The following is an 18409-nucleotide window of genomic DNA, read 5'->3' as shown; positions in this document are numbered from 1 at the left end:
AGTGGCGAAAAGCGCGGAATTGCAAGGCTATCGCGTCACAGCCCTGGCCCCGACCGCTTCAGCCGCGCAAGTACTGGGAGATGCGCTCGACAGTCGAGCCGATACCTTGGCGCGGCATCTTCTGGCACCAGGACGCCCCAGCTCCCAGCCTCAGCTCTGGATTGTCGATGAGGCGTCGCTTGTCTCTGCCAAAGACATGGCGAAGCTCTTGAGCACAGCGCAGAGCCATCGGGCGCGGGTGCTTTTGGTAGGCGATATCAAGCAGCTTGGCTCCATTGAGGCCGGAGCCGCCTTTGAGCAGCTTCAAGAAGCGGGCATGGAAACGACTAAGCTGACGACGATCTTGCGCCAGACCAATGCGCATACGAAAGCGGCTGTAGAGGCCAGTTTGGAGGGGAACGCCAAGAAAGCATTGGAGGTCCTGGATCGCGGCGGCGGGCGTGTCGTGGAGATTGCCGGTCGCGAAGCCCGTTTTGCGCAGATTGCCGAAGATTATGCCGCTCTTAGCGCAGAGGAACGCCAGAAAACGTTGGTCATTGAGCCCTCGCGTGAAGGACGAGATGCGCTGACGCAGGATATTCGGAAAAAGCTCATTGAACGCGGGCAGCTTGGGGCTGAGGCTCTCAACGCGACGAAGTTTGTCTCCAAAGATCTGACAAAAGCGGAGGCCAAGCGGGCGAAGAGCTATGAGGCGGGAGATATCGTGCGCTTTGCCAAGGATTACGCGGATAAGGGCATCTCTCGGCATGGAGCCTATCGAGTCATCCAGGCCGATGAGGCTAAGAATGTGCTCACGCTTCAAGGTGAACGCGGACGAGATCTCGCCTGGCATCCCAGGCAATGGGGAGCGGGACAAGCCCAAGTCTATCGCGAGGAACCACTGGAGCTTCGCGTGGGGGACCGGGTGCAGTTTACGCGGAACGACAAAGCAGCGAAGCGCGTGAATGGGCTACTTGGGGACGTGATCGCAATCGACTCAAGCCAAGGCCTTGCCCGCGTCAAACTCCAAGGCAACCGAATTGAGACGATCAGCGTCGAGAGCGCACGAGACCGCCATCTTTCTCATGCCTATGTCTCGACTGCTTTTGCCGCTCAAGGACGAACAGCGGATCGGGTGTTTGCCAAGGCAGAGAGCGCGCTCTACACAGATGACCGCTCGAAGATGCAAATTGGACTCCAAGAGCGTGCAGGAATATCGGCCCGCGCGCTTAAGGAACGCGGGGCCGATATTCAGGCGGGAGAGCACAAGGCGCGAGAAAAGGCTCAGGACGCCAGTCTCGCTCTGTGAGGTACGCCATTGTGCCTGTTGCACTCTTATGTAACCAATTGAGCCATGCTTTGGCCGTTTGAACTTCATCGATCCTATCATCGTCGCAATGACATTCATGCGCGCTTTGGCGAATGTCCGAGCACGCAGCAAAGCCGTGCGGGACTACGTTCTGGCACGTGCTGCGGGGATGTGTGAAGCTTACAGAAATCCGGCTCCGTTTTTGACCCCCTCGGGGCAGCCCTATCTCGAAGCCCACCCTCGCGCAGCGCGACATCACCGGCCTGTTCGAGGAGAAAATGAAGCACTATCACTCGGCCAGGAGGCAAAATGCATAAACATGATCCGGTTCGACAGATCAGCTTCATTCAGCAGGTGCTATCGCAAAACCGTAAACCAATCGGCTTCTTCCTCGGTGCAGGCTGCCCGCTCTCAATCCGTGTCAATCAGCGCGAGGAGGATGGAAAGAGTATCACCGACCCGCTGATCTGGGACGTCGCTGGATTGACGAAGGTGATCGCTAAGAAGCTGTCCGGCGGGGACCACGCAAAGCCTAAAAGCTGGGACAAGCTCGTTCAGATTGTTGAAGAGGATGGCGGCAACAGCGGCAATATCGAGCTTATCCTCAGCCGCATCCGCGTGTTCGCGAGCGTCGCCGGCGTCGGAAATGTGCGCGGCCTCACGGCAGCCGAGCTGAAAGAGCTCGATGCTGAGGTCTGTCAGGTGATCTCCGACGAGGTCAACCGTACGCTTACGGCAAAGGACAGCCCTTATCACAATCTCGCGATTTGGAGTCGCTCGATCCGTCGTGAGCGGCCTGTCCATCTCTTTACGACCAACTACGACCTTCTGATGGAGCAGGCGCTCGAGGAAAGTTCAGCGCCTTATTTCGACGGCTTCATCGGTGCGCGGAAAGCTTTCTTCGACCTTGGCGCTGTTGAGGATGAGGGCCTATTGCCGCCGCGATGGACCCGGCTGTGGAAAATTCATGGCTCGCTCAATTGGCGCTTGGAGAATGAAACGGACGTCGTTCGAACCGATCAGAAGACCGATAAGCAGAGCTATTTGATCTACCCGTCGCATCTCAAATACGACCAGAGCCGCAAGATGCCCTATCTCGCGATGCTTGATCGGCTGAAAGCCTTCTTGCTTGCACCATCGTCGCTGCTTTTCATCTGTGGCTATTCCTTCGCAGACGAGCATATCAACGACGTCATATGCCGCAGTCTCGAGGCGAACCCGACTGCGCATGTCTTTGCCTTTGTTCATGGTGACCTAGAGACAGAGAGCTATAAGCTAGCGCGCCAGTGTGCGCTATCGACTCCAAATCTGAGTCTGCTGGGTTTCGACAAGGCCATCATCGGCCTGACACTGGGTGACTGGACAGGCGACAGTGCGGATGATCTTGTGCTGCCGCCCAACATCCTCGTGAAGGATGGCAACAAGGTCACTGTGCGGCTCGGCGACTTCGCAGCGCTCGGCGCACTGCTGCGTGGTCTCTCCGGCGATAGGACGAGCGATGATCCAGCCTGAATTGGCCAGCCGGGCAACCGTCATCGGCACAGTCCAAGACGTCAGCGGCACGTCCGTCAGTGTCACCTTGACGTCCGACCGCTTCTCGGGCCTGAGCTTTGTCCACGGCCAGGGCCACAAAATCGGCCAGATCGGCAGCTTTGTTAAAATCCCGATTGGCTATGTAGACCTTTATGGGATCGTGTCGCAGGTGGGCGCCAGTGCGGTTCCCGAGAAGGTCGCACTTTCAATGCCCAACGGGCTGCGCTGGATGACGGTCCAACTGATTGGCGAAGGGTATAGGACGGGCCGGTTTCAGCGCGGCATCTCGCAATATCCTACCTTCGAAGACGAGGTTCATCTCGTCTCTGAGGCAGATCTTCAAGCGATTTATGGGCGATCGGACAAACAGAATCATCTGGTCCGGGTCGGTCATGTGGCAGGCAGCGAGTCGATCGACGCCCTTGTCGACGTCAACAAACTCGTGACGCGCCATAGCGCGGTCGTCGGGACGACAGGCTCGGGTAAGTCGACGACAGTCGCGGGGCTGTTGAACGTCTTATCGGATAAAAGCCGCTTTCCGTCGGCGCGGATCGTCGTGCTCGATCTCCACGGCGAATATGGCAAGGCACTCGGCGACCGAGCGAATATCTTCAAGATCAGTCCGGATGCTCGCAACCCCAATGAGCATCGGTTGTGCATTCCCTTCTGGGCGCTGAGTTTCGATGAGCTCATGCGGGTGACGTTCGGAAGCCTTCCGCCTGACGGCAAAGCGCGCAATATCATCCTTGAACAGATTCTTGAGGCCAAAATCGCGAGCGTGGTCGCGCAACCTATCAAAGGTGTTGATCCGGCCAGCATTACCGCCGACAGCCCGGTTCCTTTCTCGCTCAATAAGCTCTGGTATCAGTTGTATTGTCGAGATTTTGGCACCTATTTCAGTGCCGACAATGCTAGCCCCCTCGACCCGGCCAACTGGGCCTACGAGCTCGACGCTTCACAAGCAAAGTTAGTGGGCGACGCTCAAGCCGGCATCCCGCCTCGCTTTCGTAAGGTCAAGAATATCGGGGCCGATAAGGAGAAGATCAATTATCTACCTGATGGAATCAACATAAGAGGGGCGCTCGAGGCCCTCGGTGCCCGGCTTCGCGTCGCCCGGTACGACTTCTTGCTAAAGGCAGGTGACTGGCATCCCGAGCTCGATGGGAAGACGACCAAGACGCTTGCGGAGCTCGTCGGACATTGGCTCGGTAGCGACAAACCGATCACGATCCTAGATCTATCGGGCATTCCCTCGACGGTGACTAACGACATCATCGGCAACATCCTGCGTGTCCTCTATGATGGCCTGTTTTGGGCCCGTAACCTTTCCGAAGGTGGGCGCGAGCGCCCGCTGCTCGTCGTGATGGAGGAAGCCCACAGCTATCTTGGCGACGACGGAAGCAGCTCTGCTTCGATTGCGACCCAGCGCATCGTCAAGGAAGGCCGGAAATATGGTATCGGCGCGATGATCGTTAGCCAGCGCCCGGCCGAGATCAACCCGACGATCCTGTCGCAATGCGGGACCTTCTTCGCGATGCGGCTGAGTAATGCGACGGATCGCTCGCATGTGACCAGCGCCCTTTCGGATAATCTCGAGGGTCTGACAAGCATGCTGCCGGTGCTGCGCACCGGCGAGGCGATCATTCTTGGCGAAGCGGTCCGATTGCCAATGCGCACGATGATCCAAGCCCCGCCTCGAGACCGTCGCCCTGACAGCCAGGATCCGCTTATTTGCGACGAAGCCGCGCCGGACGATTCGATGACGCCTGGCGGCTGGAATCTTCAGACCCATATTGCCGCAGACTATCGCTATTTCGTCGAGAACTGGCTGCAGCAAAACCCCGTATCCTCCCCCCCTCTAAAGAAGGAATGATCATCTATGGCATGGCAAGATTTCGCGCCCTTCACCTCTTCAAATATCGCGGCGATCCGCTACGACGAGGACCAGTTGCTGCTCGAAGTCGAGTTTCTCAACAGCACCCGCTATCATTATTACGAGGTTCCGGTGCATATCGCACAAGCCTTCGACCAAGCGCCGTCAAAGGGTAGTTTTCTAGCCTCAACGGTCAAAGGTCATTATCGTTACGGTAGGGTTTAATATGCCACTTGTTAGCCTCGATCAGAAAAATGGTCGCGTTCAGTTCAGTGCCTTTGAGGTCGAAAACAAGATTTTGTTCGAGTTCTTCAGCAAGGTCGCCGTTGTCGATCGCGACGAGCAGCTCCACAAGGCGCTTTATATAGGCGTCCTGGCACTCATGGAGGACCGGCTCTCGAGCTTCCTCTCGCGGACAGCTAACGAATTGGGGACCGAGCTCGAGAGCCTGAAGCTCATCTTCGATATGAAGAAAGAGATTTTCTACCGGTCGGCAGTGAAGGGTGTGCTCGCCGAAGCTGATATTGCCGACTTCCTGTCGGAGTTTTTCGATCGCCAGAAGCTCGCCGACCGGATCGAGCTGACCGGCGACCGTGCCGGTGCGATCCGCCGAAACAAGACGGGCGACATCGTTTGCCATCTTGCCAACGAGAGCGGCAAACGGATCGTGATCGAATGCAAATTCGACAGGACCATCCGACTCGGCGACATCCAAACCAAGGATGTTTTCACCAAAAAAGCTGATACCGCCTGGAGTCAGCTAATCGAAGCGCAAGCCAATCGCGACGGGCAGGCCGGAATCATCGTCTTCGACGCTTCTCTGGTCGACAACAGCATCCTCTCCGCCGTTCAGGACCTGAAGTTCCTCCCAGGTATCGGCTTGATCGCGATCATTGATTCTCAGAAGGGCGATTACCGCAACCTCGCCATCGCTTATATGCTGGCGCGCGACATCGCGCTCAACGCGAAGACGCTGGAACTCGACACCGACGTCCTCAAGATCCTCGTGAACCGGCTGATCAAGGATGCGCGCGACATGGCGCTGGTAAAGCACCTCGTTACCGCCAATATCGACAATATGAAGCAGATCCTCGCGCAGATCGAGAAGGGGATCCTTCTTGCGGAATTCAATCAGCGCTACCTCATCAAGTTCCTTGCTGAGGGAACCCTGACCAAGGAAGACTTGCTCGCTTTTTACACAGGTGAAGAGGTCAAGGAGCGTTTCCGGCTCGTCGAACGCGAGATCGGCGACCTTTGCGCTTGAGGCGTCAAAATGTCGCCCCTGCGGACGGCAATCCCCCATGTTAGCGCAATGAACTTGCCAGTTAGCTCTCGGCTCCCGTCGGTCACCTCACGATGCCGGTTAGGCAAAAACACTGATCGTCGGCTCCTGCCAAGAACGGCCATTCGACCCAGCGCTCCGGAACGGCAGGATAGTCCTGAAATCTGTCTATCGCGGTTCGCTTGGTAATGTCGGCTTTCGGGCGATGGCCACAGCCGCTTGGATGTCTGACATGAAGGCGTAAGCCGACATACTGCTAGTCCTTCCAATAAGGACCGCGTAAATTCTTTATCACTGTCAGGAGACAGACGCTTTCCAACACGGATAATGACCAACTGCGACCGAATTGTGAGATTTCTGAATGTCCGGTTTTATCTTTCCAACGTTAAAAATTAATGGATCTTACAATGGAAAATAAAATAGAAAAACTAGGTAGATACGAAAAGAAAGAAATACTCGAGTTATTGAAAAGAGCATTAAAAAATGTAAGTGCTGATTATGTTTTGTTGGGACATCCAAGCGAATTAGATATTTTCGTTGAGCGAGTTTTCGCATACGAACTTTATCACCAAATGAGACTTTTGTTTCGGGACAAACACGGAGTTGTGAACGGAGAATATAGAAAATATTTGAAGCTAATTCCCGATATAGACAACAACAAAACATATATACCTGATTTAGTTGTTCATCAGCCGAGCACTTTGGATCGAAATTTTTTGGCTATTGAAATAAAAACCTCCCCTAGTCTCAATAGAAACGATTTAAAAAGGGACCTTGGAAAACTCGAATTTTATACGAGACCTCCTAAATTAGAAGGCCTTGGGTTTCAACTTGGAGTGATGTTGATAGTAAACTATGATATAGAGAAAGAAATAACCTGCGATAAATCTCTTAAAGACGAACTAAGAAGTTTCCTCGAAAAATACCCCAGAAATTCGATTTGGACACTTTCTTTTGAAAAAGAAAAAGACGGTATATTTGTTCCAATAGTAAAAACATTCATGAGTGATAGCCCAATACTTTGCAATTAGCGTTCGTGGATACAGCTAACCCAGCTGAAGCGATTGAGACGAAGCTGAGATAGGACTGTACGGTCTTGTCGTATCTGGTGACGAACCTCCGCCAGTTCTTGAGCCTGTTGAACATGCGCTCGATGCGGTTCTTCAGCTTGTAAGCGTGCCGATCATGACTGGCAGGGTTCCGCCTCCCACGTTTGGCCGGGATCACCGGACGGGCACCGGCATAGGCGATGTCGGCGGGGATCTGGCCGGCGTCGTAACCGCGATCCGCCAAGAGCTTGTCGAGACGCCCGCTGATCGCTTGGAACCGCGGTCCAGATCCCTGCTGATCATGAGCCTGTTCGGGCGTCAGGATGAAGGCGAGCGGTAGCACCCGGGCGTCGCAGCGGGCATGGCGTTTGGTTGTGAACCCTCCCCGTGATCGGCCGAGCCCCTCGGTCGGCCCAGCATCTTTTTTATCCTGGCAGCGCAGTGATGTTCCCGAACCAAGGTACCGTCGATTATGTCTGCCGACCGGTCGCGGCCAACCAGTTCCGCCAGCGTCTCCAGCAGCGCATTGAACACACCCTGCTCGACCTAGCAGCAATAGCGCCAGAATATAGTGTTCCACTTGCCGTAGCAGCTTGGAAGATGGCGCCATTGCGCGCCTGTCCGCGCCATCCACATCATACCGTCGAAGAACCGCCGATTGTCACCAACCGGACGGCAGCCACGCCCCGTCTCAACCGGCAGAAACAGGCCGATCAACGCCCACTCCGCACCCGTCGCCCCAATCATCTCGTCCAATGCCGCCTCCAAGTGGCAGCGTTGAATCAATCCCGCTCACCCACGTCAAGCTTTGTCCACGAGCGCTAGAGGCTTGTTATCGTATCTCTGTGGCAAGAATTCTGCACCAAGCAGATGCGCTCAGCATCGACGGAACAAATCGTTAGGTGACATATTGTCCTGCCTGCCATGAAGCGCCATTACACCAGCTCTGACGGCAAGTAAGCGGGCATTAGCAGGCTTATCTTATAACGCGCCTTCAGAAGCTCTTGGTGGGTATTTTATGTGGGACGAAGATTTACAAATTATATAAAACTTATTATTATCAATATGATAAGAAATATTCGCGGAGGACACTTTCTCCGCCAGTGCCTTTACAGTAAAAATTTTAGGTTCCCACTTTGTGGCACATCTCAGTGCTACCCTAGGGACCTCAGATTTTGCAGGCTCCCGGCATGATTAGACGGCATCACATATGGTATGTCCGCATTCGTGTCTCGGCTAACCAATGCCAGATTCCAGAAGAAAATATTCAATTTTTACAAAAATTACGTGTGTATAATAATCTTCTTTTTGTACTGATTAATATATGTTGGGGAAGATTTACTTCCCCGCTTTGGTCTCACTGAAGATTCAGAACGGTGGTTCCAAGCCCTGTAGCGCAACAATTCGGGTCACTGTCTTTTTTGAAATGGTAAGTGACCTTCACTTTTGATGCAGACAAGAATTTTACATCCTTATCTTCTGGTGCTGGAGCATCTGCATAAGGCTTCTGGAAGACCTTCACCAGCTTCCAGCCACCATAGTCCTTGAATTCCGCATACTGTCCAAGGTGAACAGTACCTTCTGTTGGAAAGCCAAAGACCCATGCAACAGCAGTAGTCTTGTCGGGGCCATAAAAGACCCTGTAATTCATTTCCCTGCCCTGACAACTTCCACCAGGGCTATCACACGGGATAATCTTACCCGCATCAATAGCGCTCTTCACGGCCCTATCCGCTGGACTATTGGTATCACCAGGAAGTGAGCCGGCAAAAGCCATAGCTGGCATAAGAGAAATAGTAAAAATAGCGAGGATTTTTCTCATTTTCGAATACCTCTGATTTTGCTCAAAGATTGCCCTGAAGCTTGTGTGCAGAATTGTTTCGAAGTCAATGTGCGGCACCTCATTGCGAACATCCCATCCCTCGCCTGCTTTCTCGCCACGGGGATGCTCACGGCCACGCTCTCCCATCTCCTCACAGGCAGCACACGACCATGAAGCTCATTCATTTGGCCAGCTTCGCCTGTGGCACGATTTTCAGCCTGGAACTTATTGAAGGGAAAATGATCGATCCGGCTTCTGTGGCGGCATTTCTGGATCTCCGAGGCGAGTGGAAACCCGCACTCGTTTTTGTTCTCGCTGGCGCGTTTGCTATGGCATTAGGCGGCGTTCAGATAAGCCGTTACATGAGGCGCCCCTTGCTGGATGCGCCGTTCCAGTTTCCGACGACAAAAACGATCGATCGCAACCTCATCATCGGCAGCATGCTGTTCGGACTGGGCTTGGGGTCTGGTCGGTTTCTGCCCCGGCCCTGCTGTCGCAGCCCTTCTGACAGGTAACGCGAAAGGGCTCGTTTTCCTGGCAGCGCTCCTTGCGGGAATGGCCGCATTTTCCCGATGGTCGCGACGGAGATGAGCACGACGCAACACATCGCTGCTTTCATAGCACGCCAGGACAAGAGCGCGGGTAGGCAAGGCGCATTTGCGCCTGAGAAGCTTTCTACAACAGCGCGATTGATTGTCTGCACGTAGAAAGCGGGGATACGATCATGCCCCCGCTTCCCCGCAAACCCAGCTACCTGTGGCCCCGCCAGGCCTGCGGGCTGGCGGGCTCTGTCTCAGCACATGGTTTAGCTGATAGTGAAATCAGACACCTTCAGATCGGTTACACCCAGGAATGTAATCTTGGCCGTACCATCAATCATGACCGACGTATTACCGCCAGACACGGTAGCAGTATTCAGAATATTCTGGGCCGCGGCGTCGCTGCTGGAAGGCTTGTAATTATACAGGAAGAACTTGTTATCTGCTGCCCGGAAGTCAGTGATCGTGAAACTGCCTGCCGTATGGTTGGCCAGCATACCAAACATATTGCCTGCGCCCGATCCACCAGTCACCGTTGCGGCAACCGTTGAGGACGAAACCCCCGTAAAGGCCGTTCCGAAATAGAACTGATCCGAAGCCGTTCCGCCAAGAACAGTCTGCTGGCCTGCGCCAGTCCAGGCAGAAAGCCCCCCTGCAACATTGCGCCCGTCGATCATCTGGTTGCCGGTTGTATAAGGCTGGTTCGCCGTGAAAAGCAGACGAGAAGCCGAGCTGAGGGTAGCCACCAATCCATCTGCGCCGAAAATCGTGCCGCTGCCCGCAGCAATCGAGGTCTGGCCCGTACCCGAGATGAAAGTCAGTGCCCCAGAGACGCTGATATTCTGATTGCTACCATGAACGACCTGCAGATTACCTGCAGCCGAGATGGTGTCGCCCTGCGTACCCGTCACCGTTGCCGAGCCGGAGCTCACATTCACGACTGACGACGTTCCGCCATAAACCGAACTGTTATCGCCAATTGTGATGTTATTGCCCGAAGAGAAATCCATGACAGCAGCATTGGTCTTCAGATTGGCAACCGAATTGCCTCCCTGCAGGGAGACTGTATCAATCGCGCCAGCTGCGCCGTAAATGGTGTCCGTGCCAACAGAGGTGACGAAGTTATTCGATCCACCGAGATAGATCACGTTGTTACCGGTGCCGCCCGTGATCGTATTGGTCCCGCTCGCACCGTAAATCGTATCGTTGCCTGAGCTCGTGGCGATGTTCCAGTTGCCAGTCGAGTTGGAGGCATTGAAGACGTTATTGCCCTGCGTACCTGCGTAGCTGCCTGAGCTGTTGCCCACCTTCACGGTCGAGCCATACTGATCAGCTGCAACGATATTCAGATAGCTGGCTGTGTTCTGGGTCGTATCGAGCGTGACCGCACCACCAAGTGTATTGCTGCTCGTCGAGGCAATCACGATATTCGAGTAGTTTCCGGAAACCCCGTAAGAGCCAGCCGTGTCCACGATCGCCTGAGACGCTTTCTGGGAAGACACGAAGCTGTTCGAACCCGTCGTCAGGATGGAATTGTCGAGAGACCCGGCAGCGATCAGTGACTGCAGGCTGGATGCATAGCTCTTGGCCATCGCACCGGCAGTATCCGAGGTCACATAGGGAACATAGACAGTGTTGTTGACACCTTTGACGACGAGATTGGGCATGCTGACCTCTGATTTTGTTGCTGTTGTGGTGCTGCCGGTGCCTTCTTCCGGCGTCATCGAGACGATGGGGGCGGTATTCGACTGATCGGCATAGCTGACCGTCTTCGAGGTATCGTAGGTAATGGTCGGGTCTTCGACGTTGTAATTTCCGGTCACGTCGGTCGAGAGACCGGTACCCGTTGACTCGACGCCGATATAGGTTCCACTCAGATACCAGTTACTCAGGTCCTGCAACTGGCTCGCCAGGCTGGGATATAAACCCACCATTGCCTTGATGGCTGCCATCAAACCCTGGTTCAGATCGATTGTGGTCTGGTACATGACCCCGTTATTCGAGGGATCATTGGGATTGATATAGGCTGCCTGCGAGCCCGAGACATTATAGATTGAACCACCGAGAGACTTGGGCAGGCTGACATAGGTCTGCGGAACACCCTTGTAATCGACGGTCTCAAACTGCAGGAACAGCCCGAAATTCATTGTCGCGCTGTGAAAATTAATCGTGAAATTGATACCAGCCTGATAGGTACCGGTCGTGCCTGAGTAGTTGCTGATACCCTGATTGAAAGTCGCGGTCAGCTGGTGATTGAAAGAGTATTGCCCGTCTACCGCCTTTACGGCCGAAAGCTGAACATCCAGCAGCTTCCCACCCTGTGCAGCGAGCTGATAGATGTAATGCCCATTATCCGGGTCACGAAATACGTTATAGCTCGTCTTGCCAGCTACCGAGGTGGAAGAGCCCTGGGTCCAGTGACCGACAGAATAACCGAAATTGTCGTCCCATACCTGGCTGTCGTCCCCGGCAGACGGATCAAGTGCCGTTGCACCGTTCCACTGGATAATAGCCCAGTCAGGCGAACTCCCCCCATCAAGATCGGACAATTCGTCATTATAAACGATGGCACCATTCACGACCTGCTGAGTATTCATGATAAGATTGGGGCCGTCTACACTAGGGTCAGTATAGACATCAGTCAGTGTCTGTTGGTTACTGGTGCTCATCGTTAATCCGACTTTCTATCAGCTATATGTGACATACACGCTTCAAACTCACGCTAGTTTGCTATTTGTGTCTTTAAAATACCTTAATTTGCAAACAAAATGATCACTGGAATGTGATGATAATTTACATGCCAATACAACAACGATATTTCAAAGATTTCTCAATACTATCTTGTATAGAAATAAGAGATTAAAGAGAAATTTCGAAAAAAACCTCACGCAAAAATGAATTTTGCGATTTTATTATGTATACCGCAGCCATAGTTGTTAAACTTCGTCAACAAATATCCCGACAACCGTCATCTGTAATAAACGATATGTGCTTTATCGACGACTATTTCGGATAACGCTCCGCCTCGGTCCTCATTTGCGGTGATTTCGACTAATTTTTAAATATTGATGAATGGTGACAAATAGGAAATTTTCGAAACTTTTTGAGGCGATTCGAAACGCTTCTTGCGCGTGGGGAGCCCCTCCGTCCTCAAAATGATATTTCTGCCGTCGGGAAATACGGAGTCCCGCCAGCGTCGGCTCGCGATCCCGCCCTCTTTCAGAAATATTTTGTCATAGTTCTGTTGCGATTCTGGAGACTTAGGTTACCTGCCAACCATAAGACCCGGCCAGCTCAGGAACGTTATCTGCACTACGCTGGCATCATCCTGGGTGATTTGAATATTGCCACCTTAAGCCCAGACGCTGGACAGGCCCGGGTTCACGGCATGACAAGGCGGTGCAAATACAACGAGCAGCATAAAAAAAACCCCGGCAGAGCCGGGGTTCTCATATGACGCGGCATTATACCGCAATCACATCGCCATAATCAGCGCGGTGCGAGCACCATGATCATCTGACGATTCTCGAGCTTGGGCATCTGCTCGACCTTGGCCTTCTCTTCCATCTCGACACGGATACGCTCCAGCATCTTGATTCCGAGTTCCTGATGAGCCATTTCGCGACCCTTGAAGCGCAAGGATACCTTCACCTTGTCGCCTTCGGCCAGGAAGGAGTTCATCGCGCGCAGTTTGACCTGGTAGTCATTTTCGTTGGTGCTAGGACGCACCTTGACTTCCTTGATCTCGATAACCTTCTGCTTCTTGCGCGCTTCGTTCTTCTTTTTCTGCTGTTCGTATTTGAACTTGCCGTAGTCGAGAATCTTGACGACCGGCGGCTCAGCCGTGGGGCTGATTTCCAGAAGGTCGAGTCCGACCGAATAGGCGCGTGCAAGAGCATCGCGCGTTGTCATGACGCCAGCCATTTCGCCGTCGGCGTCAATCAAGCGCACCTGAGGAACACGGATTTCCTCGTTAACTCGGGGCCCTTCACGGGTAGGTGCGGCCTGCATCGGTGGTCTAGCTATGGTCGTCTCCTGTCGACGTTTTCGAACAAACTTGCTGTCGGCACTTCAATACGCGCAAGGCCGGCAAAAATTTCATCACCTTAGCGTGACGAAATTAACGTCCTGTTTGCGGGAAGCCCGGTGCCCCGACATAGGCTCGAAACACCGGAATTGCAAGGTTTGCGCGCTCAGTCGTCGCAGGTCAGCCCTGCAGGCGGCGCATGTCCGGCGCCTGTGCCTCTTCTGTCAGTAGGGCAAGCGCCTCGTCGAGACCCAGGATCTCCTGCGCGGCTCCCCCCAGACGACGCAGCGCCACCTTGCCCTCTTCTGCCTCGCGACGTCCCACGACCAGGATCACCGGCACACGCGCCAGAGAGTGCTCACGGATCTTCGCATTGATCTTCTCATTGCGACCATCGACCTCGACCTGCAGCCCTGCTCGACGCAGCTTCTCGGCAACTTCCTGCGCGTAGGGCTCAGCATCGGTCACGATGCTGGCGACCACGACCTGGGTCGGGGCCAGCCAGAGCGGGAACTTGCCTGCAAACTGCTCGATCAGAATACCAATGAAGCGCTCGAAGCTGCCGAGGATGGCGCGATGCAGCATGACCGGGCGATGACGGGCGCTGTCTTCACCGATATAGGACGCATCCAGACGCTCAGGCAGAATGAAATCCACCTGAAGCGTGCCGCACTGCCAGTCACGGCCGATAGCGTCTGTCAGAACGAATTCCAGCTTCGGACCATAGAAAGCGCCCTCACCCGGATTGGTCTCGAACGCCACACCGGCAAGCGCACAGGCTTCCTTCAGAGCATTTTCAGACTTGTCCCATGTCGCATCATCGCCGGCGCGTGCGTCAGGACGATCCGAGAACTTCACGCGGAAATTCTCGAAGCCGAGATCGCGATAGACCTCGTCAAGCATCGCGACAAAGGTCGCCGTCTCCGCAGCAATCTGCTCTTCGGTGCAGAAGATATGCGCATCATCCTGCGTGAAGCCGCGCACGCGCATGATGCCATGCAGCGCGCCCGAGGGCTCATAGCGATGGCAGGCACCGAATTCCGCCATACGCAGCGGCAGTTCGCGATAGGAACGCAGGCCATGGCGGAAGATCTGCACATGGCACGGGCAGTTCATCGGCTTGAGGGCAAGCGTCTTGTCCTCATCCTCGACAGTCGCGATGAACATGTGCTCGCGATACTTGTCCCAATGCCCCGAGGCTTCCCAGAGCGCACGATCCACCAGCTGCGGCGTGCGGACTTCCTGATAGCCATGACGGGTCTGAATACGGCGCATATAGTCCTGCAGCACCGTATAAAGACGCCAGCCCTTGGCATGCCAGAAAATCTGGCCCACGGCTTCTTCCTGAATATGGAAGAGATCCATTTCGCGCCCGATGCGGCGATGGTCGCGCTTTTCGGCTTCCTCAAGCTGGTGCAGATACGCATCCAGCTCCTTCTGGTCGCGCCAGGCCGTGCCATAGATGCGCGTCAGCATGGGGTTGCGATGGTCGCCACGCCAATAGGCGCCCGCCACCTTCATGAGTTTAAACGCCGTACCGATATCGCCCGTGCCACGCATATGCGGGCCGCGGCAGAGATCGAGCCAGGCCCCCTGACGATAGATCGAGATGGTTTCGCTCTCAGGCAGATCGCGGATCAGTTCGGCCTTGAAGCGCTCACCCTTCTCTTCAAAGAAGGCGATGGCCGCATCGCGATCCCATTCCTCACGCTCGAATGGGGCATTTGCTGCAATGATTTCGCGCATCTTGCCTTCAATTGCCTCGAAATCCTCGGGCGTGAAAGGCTGATTGCGGAAAAAATCATAATAGAACCCGTCCTTGATCGACGGCCCGATCGTGACCTGCGTGCCGGGCCAGAGCGCCTGAACGGCCTCGGCCAGCACATGGGCGGTATCATGGCGGATCATCTCGAGAACGATATCGTCCTTGCGCGTGATGAAGCGGATGGCCGCATCTTCGGCGATTTCTGTCGACAGATCGACCAGCTTGCCGTCAAGGCTCATCGCAACGGCAGCACGCGCCAGACCGGGACCGATCGAAGCCGCGACTGCCGTGCCGGTCGTGGCACCGTCGAACGTACGGACGGAACCATCAGGCAGGGTAATGGCAGGCATGGACTTGCGCTCCTGGCGTAAGAAGTAAGTGAAGCTGCTCTAATGGCCCCAGTTCAGGCAAGCCGCAACCCTGGAAACGTCCAGATCACGCAGATCGTCCACCGCCAGAACGCGCATCTGCCCGGGCCGCACCCCGTTCGGAGCCGTCAGACGCGGGTTGCTCTCTGCCGAAAACAGCACGAGTGATGGACACCCCATTGCCCCTGCGAGATGCATCGGGCCGGTATCGTTACCGACGGCAAGCGAGGCGCGCGCCAGTATGCCGCCCAAGGCCAGAAGATCCGTCTTCCCCGTCAGATCGAGCGCGTCGGGAACCTGCTCCAGAATGGCCGCACCAAGAGGACGCTCGGCCTGCGTCCCTGCCACCACGATTGTCAGCCCCTGATCCTGCAGGGATCGCGCGAGCGTCGCATAATGCTGCACCGGCCATCGTTTTGCCGGGCGATGCGGCGCGGCCCCAGGCACGAGCACAGCATAGGGGCCAGCGATCTCAGGCCCTTCGCGACCCAGCCAGTCAAGATCGATGCCCGTCACGTCGGGCACGCCCAGACGGGCCAGTTGGTCGCGCTGTCGGGCGACACTGTGCATCGCATCGCGATAGGGATTGTCGTGGGGATAGGCCCCACCTCTGGCGATACCGCTCCAGCGTTTCTGCCCGGCAAGGAGGAAATAACGCGTCGTGCGGCCTGACGTCTGCAGATCGATCACGAGATCATGCCCGCGCAGCTGGTTTCTGAGACGCAGCAGGCCAGCCGGATTGCTCCAGCGCGGCCGTTCGTCGAGACTGACATGATCGAAATAGGGACTGGCCAAGGCCAGGGCCTCGAAAGGGGCCGTCGTCAGAAGGGTGATATCGGCTTCGGGCCAATGCGCCCTGATAGCCGCGAAGGGGGTCAGAGCCTGAATGAAATCTCCCAGCGCGCCGAGCTTGATCACGAGAATTCGAAGCATGGATAGATCCTAGCCGAGACCGTGTTGCGGTGATACGCCGGGTGTTTCTTGCAAGCCCGGAAAGCAGCCATGTCCGACAGGCCCTCTCATATTCTCTCTTTCGGCAGCGTCAATATCGACATTACGGCGCGCGCCGAGCGTATTCCTCATCCGGGCGAGACGGTTCATGCCGCCAGCTATGCCACGGGGCTGGGCGGCAAGGGTGCCAATCAGGCCGCCGCCGCCGCCCGTCTGGGTCAGGGATGCGGCCTGCGCGTCTATATGGCTGGCCGCACCGGCACCGACCAGTTCGGCACGCTGGCCCGCACATTGCTGACGCCCTTTGGCGTCGATCTCTCTGCACTCAGGGAAGATAAAGCCCACCCGACCGGCGTCGCGCTCATCACGGTCGATGCAAAGGCCGAGAATATCATCACCGTCGCCGGCGGCGCCAATATGGCGCTCGATCTGGGCGACGTTGAAACTCATAGGCCGCTCATCCAGACAGCCTCAGCACTGCTGCTTCAGCTCGAAATACCGCTCGACATCACCATCGCCGCAGCCGAAGAGGCGCGTCGTGCCGGAACACTGGTCATTCTCGACCCTGCTCCTGCGCCCGAGGCAGGATTGCCCGAGGCCCTATGGAACGCGCTCGATATCGTCACCCCAAACGAAACCGAGACCCGTCTTCTAACCGGCATCTATCCGGAAACGGAAAAGGAGGCAGCCAAAGCCGCCCTGAAGCTGCAGGAGCTGGGCGCAACCCATGCCCTGGTCAAGATGGGCGCACGCGGCGTGTATTATCGCAGTGGCTCGGAAGAGGGCTTCGTGCCGCCCTACAGGGTGAGAGCTATCGATACGGTCGCCGCAGGCGATTGCTTCAACGGCGGACTGGCGACGGCCCTGACGCTGGGTAAACCCTTCGCTGAGGCCGTTCGCTATGCGGCAGCCAGCGGCGCACTGGCCACAACGCGCTTGGGCGCAGCAGAATCGGCCCCGGAGTGGCAGGAAGTCGTCTCTCTCGTCACAACCGGCAGCATCTCAGATCACGGCTGAGCCCCCGTAAGGTGCGGCCTGCCCACTTCATCCGGCAGGCCGCACCGGCAGACTCAGTTCTGATCCGGGTCAGAATCCATGACGGCCTCGTCCTGACGGGCGAGATAGGCCGCATGGCCATCAGGCGAGAGCGCGATGACCTGATCCCAGTCATGTCGCGCTTCGGCATAGCGGGCGAGACGCGCCTCCAGAATACCGCGCTCTAGCAATGCCTCGATATTGTCATGCTCAAGCGCCAGCGCCTGATTTGCATCGGCCAGCCCCTTTTCGTTCTGGCCGAGCTGACGATAGGCAGCCGCCCGCATGACGAGCGCACGCACAAGAAACGGATCTGTTGCCCCGCCGGGCACGCCCGGTTCTGGTAAAGTGCCCAGAGCTGCGACACCCCCGGCAAAATCATTCTGCATCGACAGGCTGCGGGCCAGAAGCAGACGCAGGCCAAGGCGGGACGGATCACGTTTCAGCGCCAGCCGCGCAGCCCGCTCCGCCGCCTTGCCGTCACCGGCGAGGAGCCAGGCTCCCGCCTCCTGCTCGGCATAGCCGGCATCCTTTTCCGCTGCGTCAGCCTGCCCCTTCCGCTCATGAGCCGGAACCGCAGAAAGTGCCTGATATTCCAGCGCCGCATCACGATAGGCCCCCAACGCCAGATCTGCCTGGGCAAGACAATCATGGGCCTCGCGCCCGCCGCCATGACGCAGCCATTCCTGCGCCTGTTCCTGCACAAGGTCAGGGGTATCGGGCAAAGGGGCGATACATTGGGCAAGGCTTTGCGCAGGAGCATGAGCCAGAGCAGCTCCTGCCCACAGACTGCTTCCTATCGCCAGAGCACCAAAAGCATGTTTCATACGTTGTGATTGGCGCGGCAGCGCCTCAGCGGTCAAGCGGGAATGGAGCC

The 18409-nt window shown here is 56.0% G+C and carries 17 protein-coding genes; 9 read left to right on the top strand and 8 right to left on the bottom strand.

The window, feature by feature from the left end:
• The first annotated feature begins 1 nt into the window (after position 1).
• The 6 genes from IEV53_RS14195 (at position 2) to IEV53_RS14175 (ending at position 7007) form a co-directional block, all read left to right on the top strand.
• Positions 2 to 1288: an ATP-dependent DNA helicase gene (locus tag IEV53_RS14195; RefSeq protein ID WP_229719917.1), complete on the top strand. Its 1287-nt coding sequence runs from the start codon at positions 2 to 4 to the stop codon at positions 1286 to 1288.
• A gap of 309 nt (positions 1289 to 1597) precedes the next feature.
• Positions 1598 to 2800: an SIR2 family NAD-dependent protein deacylase gene (locus tag IEV53_RS14190; protein WP_188427487.1), complete on the top strand. Its 1203-nt coding sequence runs from the start codon at positions 1598 to 1600 to the stop codon at positions 2798 to 2800.
• On the top strand, positions 2787 to 4694 hold the full coding sequence (locus tag IEV53_RS14185; protein ID WP_229719916.1) for an ATP-binding protein: 1908 nt from the start codon (positions 2787 to 2789) through the stop codon (positions 4692 to 4694). Before IEV53_RS14190 ends, IEV53_RS14185 begins: the two co-directional genes overlap by 14 nt.
• Positions 4695 to 4700: 6 nt before the next feature.
• Entirely contained in the window at positions 4701 to 4919 is a 219-nt protein-coding gene (locus tag IEV53_RS14840; protein ID WP_229719915.1) for a KTSC domain-containing protein, read from the top strand.
• Between the two features lies 1 nt (position 4920).
• Positions 4921 to 5958: a hypothetical protein gene (locus IEV53_RS14180; protein ID WP_188427486.1), complete on the top strand. Its 1038-nt coding sequence runs from the start codon at positions 4921 to 4923 to the stop codon at positions 5956 to 5958.
• A gap of 425 nt (positions 5959 to 6383) precedes the next feature.
• Positions 6384 to 7007, top strand: a complete 624-nt coding sequence (locus IEV53_RS14175; protein ID WP_188427485.1) for a hypothetical protein — start codon at positions 6384 to 6386, stop codon at positions 7005 to 7007.
• Here IEV53_RS14175 and IEV53_RS14170 read toward each other — a convergent pair.
• From IEV53_RS14170 to IEV53_RS14160, 3 genes are all read right to left on the bottom strand, one after another.
• A complete protein-coding gene (locus IEV53_RS14170; protein ID WP_229719914.1) occupies positions 6976 to 7635 on the bottom strand; it encodes an IS5 family transposase in 660 nt (219 codons plus the stop codon). The genes IEV53_RS14175 and IEV53_RS14170 overlap by 32 nt on opposite strands.
• Entirely contained in the window at positions 7572 to 7772 is a 201-nt protein-coding gene (locus IEV53_RS14165; RefSeq protein ID WP_229719919.1) for a transposase, read from the bottom strand. The genes IEV53_RS14170 and IEV53_RS14165 overlap by 64 nt, the downstream gene beginning before the upstream one ends.
• A 610-nt stretch (positions 7773 to 8382) precedes the next feature.
• The gene (locus tag IEV53_RS14160) at positions 8383 to 8994 is read right to left on the bottom strand and encodes a hypothetical protein (protein WP_188427482.1); all 612 of its coding nucleotides are present in this window, start codon (positions 8992 to 8994) and stop codon (positions 8383 to 8385) included.
• A gap of 38 nt (positions 8995 to 9032) precedes the next feature.
• Here IEV53_RS14160 and IEV53_RS14155 point away from each other — a divergent pair, with 38 nt between their 5' ends.
• Positions 9033 to 9362: a DUF6691 family protein gene (locus IEV53_RS14155; protein WP_188427481.1), complete on the top strand. Its 330-nt coding sequence runs from the start codon at positions 9033 to 9035 to the stop codon at positions 9360 to 9362.
• Positions 9313 to 9438, top strand: a complete 126-nt coding sequence (locus tag IEV53_RS14980) for a DUF6691 family protein (RefSeq protein WP_371869892.1) — start codon at positions 9313 to 9315, stop codon at positions 9436 to 9438. Before IEV53_RS14155 ends, IEV53_RS14980 begins: the two co-directional genes overlap by 50 nt.
• A 214-nt stretch (positions 9439 to 9652) precedes the next feature.
• On the opposite strand, the gene IEV53_RS14150 is transcribed toward IEV53_RS14980, so the two are convergent.
• The 4 genes from IEV53_RS14150 to IEV53_RS14135 form a co-directional block, all read right to left on the bottom strand.
• Positions 9653 to 11983: a beta strand repeat-containing protein gene (locus tag IEV53_RS14150; protein ID WP_188427480.1), complete on the bottom strand. Its 2331-nt coding sequence runs from the start codon at positions 11981 to 11983 to the stop codon at positions 9653 to 9655.
• Positions 11984 to 12875: 892 nt separating this feature from the next.
• Positions 12876 to 13397 carry a translation initiation factor IF-3 gene (gene infC / locus IEV53_RS14145; RefSeq protein ID WP_025885897.1) on the bottom strand — a complete coding sequence of 174 codons (522 nt, stop codon included), beginning with the start codon at positions 13395 to 13397 and terminating at the stop codon, positions 12876 to 12878.
• Between the two features lie 196 nt (positions 13398 to 13593).
• Positions 13594 to 15528: a threonine--tRNA ligase gene (gene thrS / locus IEV53_RS14140; protein WP_188427479.1), complete on the bottom strand. Its 1935-nt coding sequence runs from the start codon at positions 15526 to 15528 to the stop codon at positions 13594 to 13596.
• A 39-nt stretch (positions 15529 to 15567) separates the two neighbouring features.
• Positions 15568 to 16479, bottom strand: a complete 912-nt coding sequence (locus IEV53_RS14135; protein ID WP_188427478.1) for a glycosyltransferase family 9 protein — start codon at positions 16477 to 16479, stop codon at positions 15568 to 15570.
• A 69-nt stretch (positions 16480 to 16548) separates the two neighbouring features.
• Here IEV53_RS14135 and rbsK point away from each other — a divergent pair, with 69 nt between their 5' ends.
• A complete protein-coding gene (gene rbsK, locus IEV53_RS14130) occupies positions 16549 to 17514 on the top strand; it encodes a ribokinase (RefSeq protein WP_188427477.1) in 966 nt (321 codons plus the stop codon).
• Between the two features lie 53 nt (positions 17515 to 17567).
• On the opposite strand, the gene IEV53_RS14125 is transcribed toward rbsK, so the two are convergent.
• Complete coding sequence (locus IEV53_RS14125) at positions 17568 to 18395, bottom strand: tetratricopeptide repeat protein (RefSeq protein ID WP_229719913.1); 828 nt, start codon at positions 18393 to 18395, stop codon at positions 17568 to 17570.
• Between the last annotated feature and the right edge of the window lie 14 nt (positions 18396 to 18409).

The organism is Asaia siamensis (assembly GCF_014635085.1).
Taxonomy (GTDB): domain Bacteria; phylum Pseudomonadota; class Alphaproteobacteria; order Acetobacterales; family Acetobacteraceae; genus Asaia; species Asaia siamensis.
This window is presented reverse-complemented; position numbering and strand designations above follow the sequence as displayed.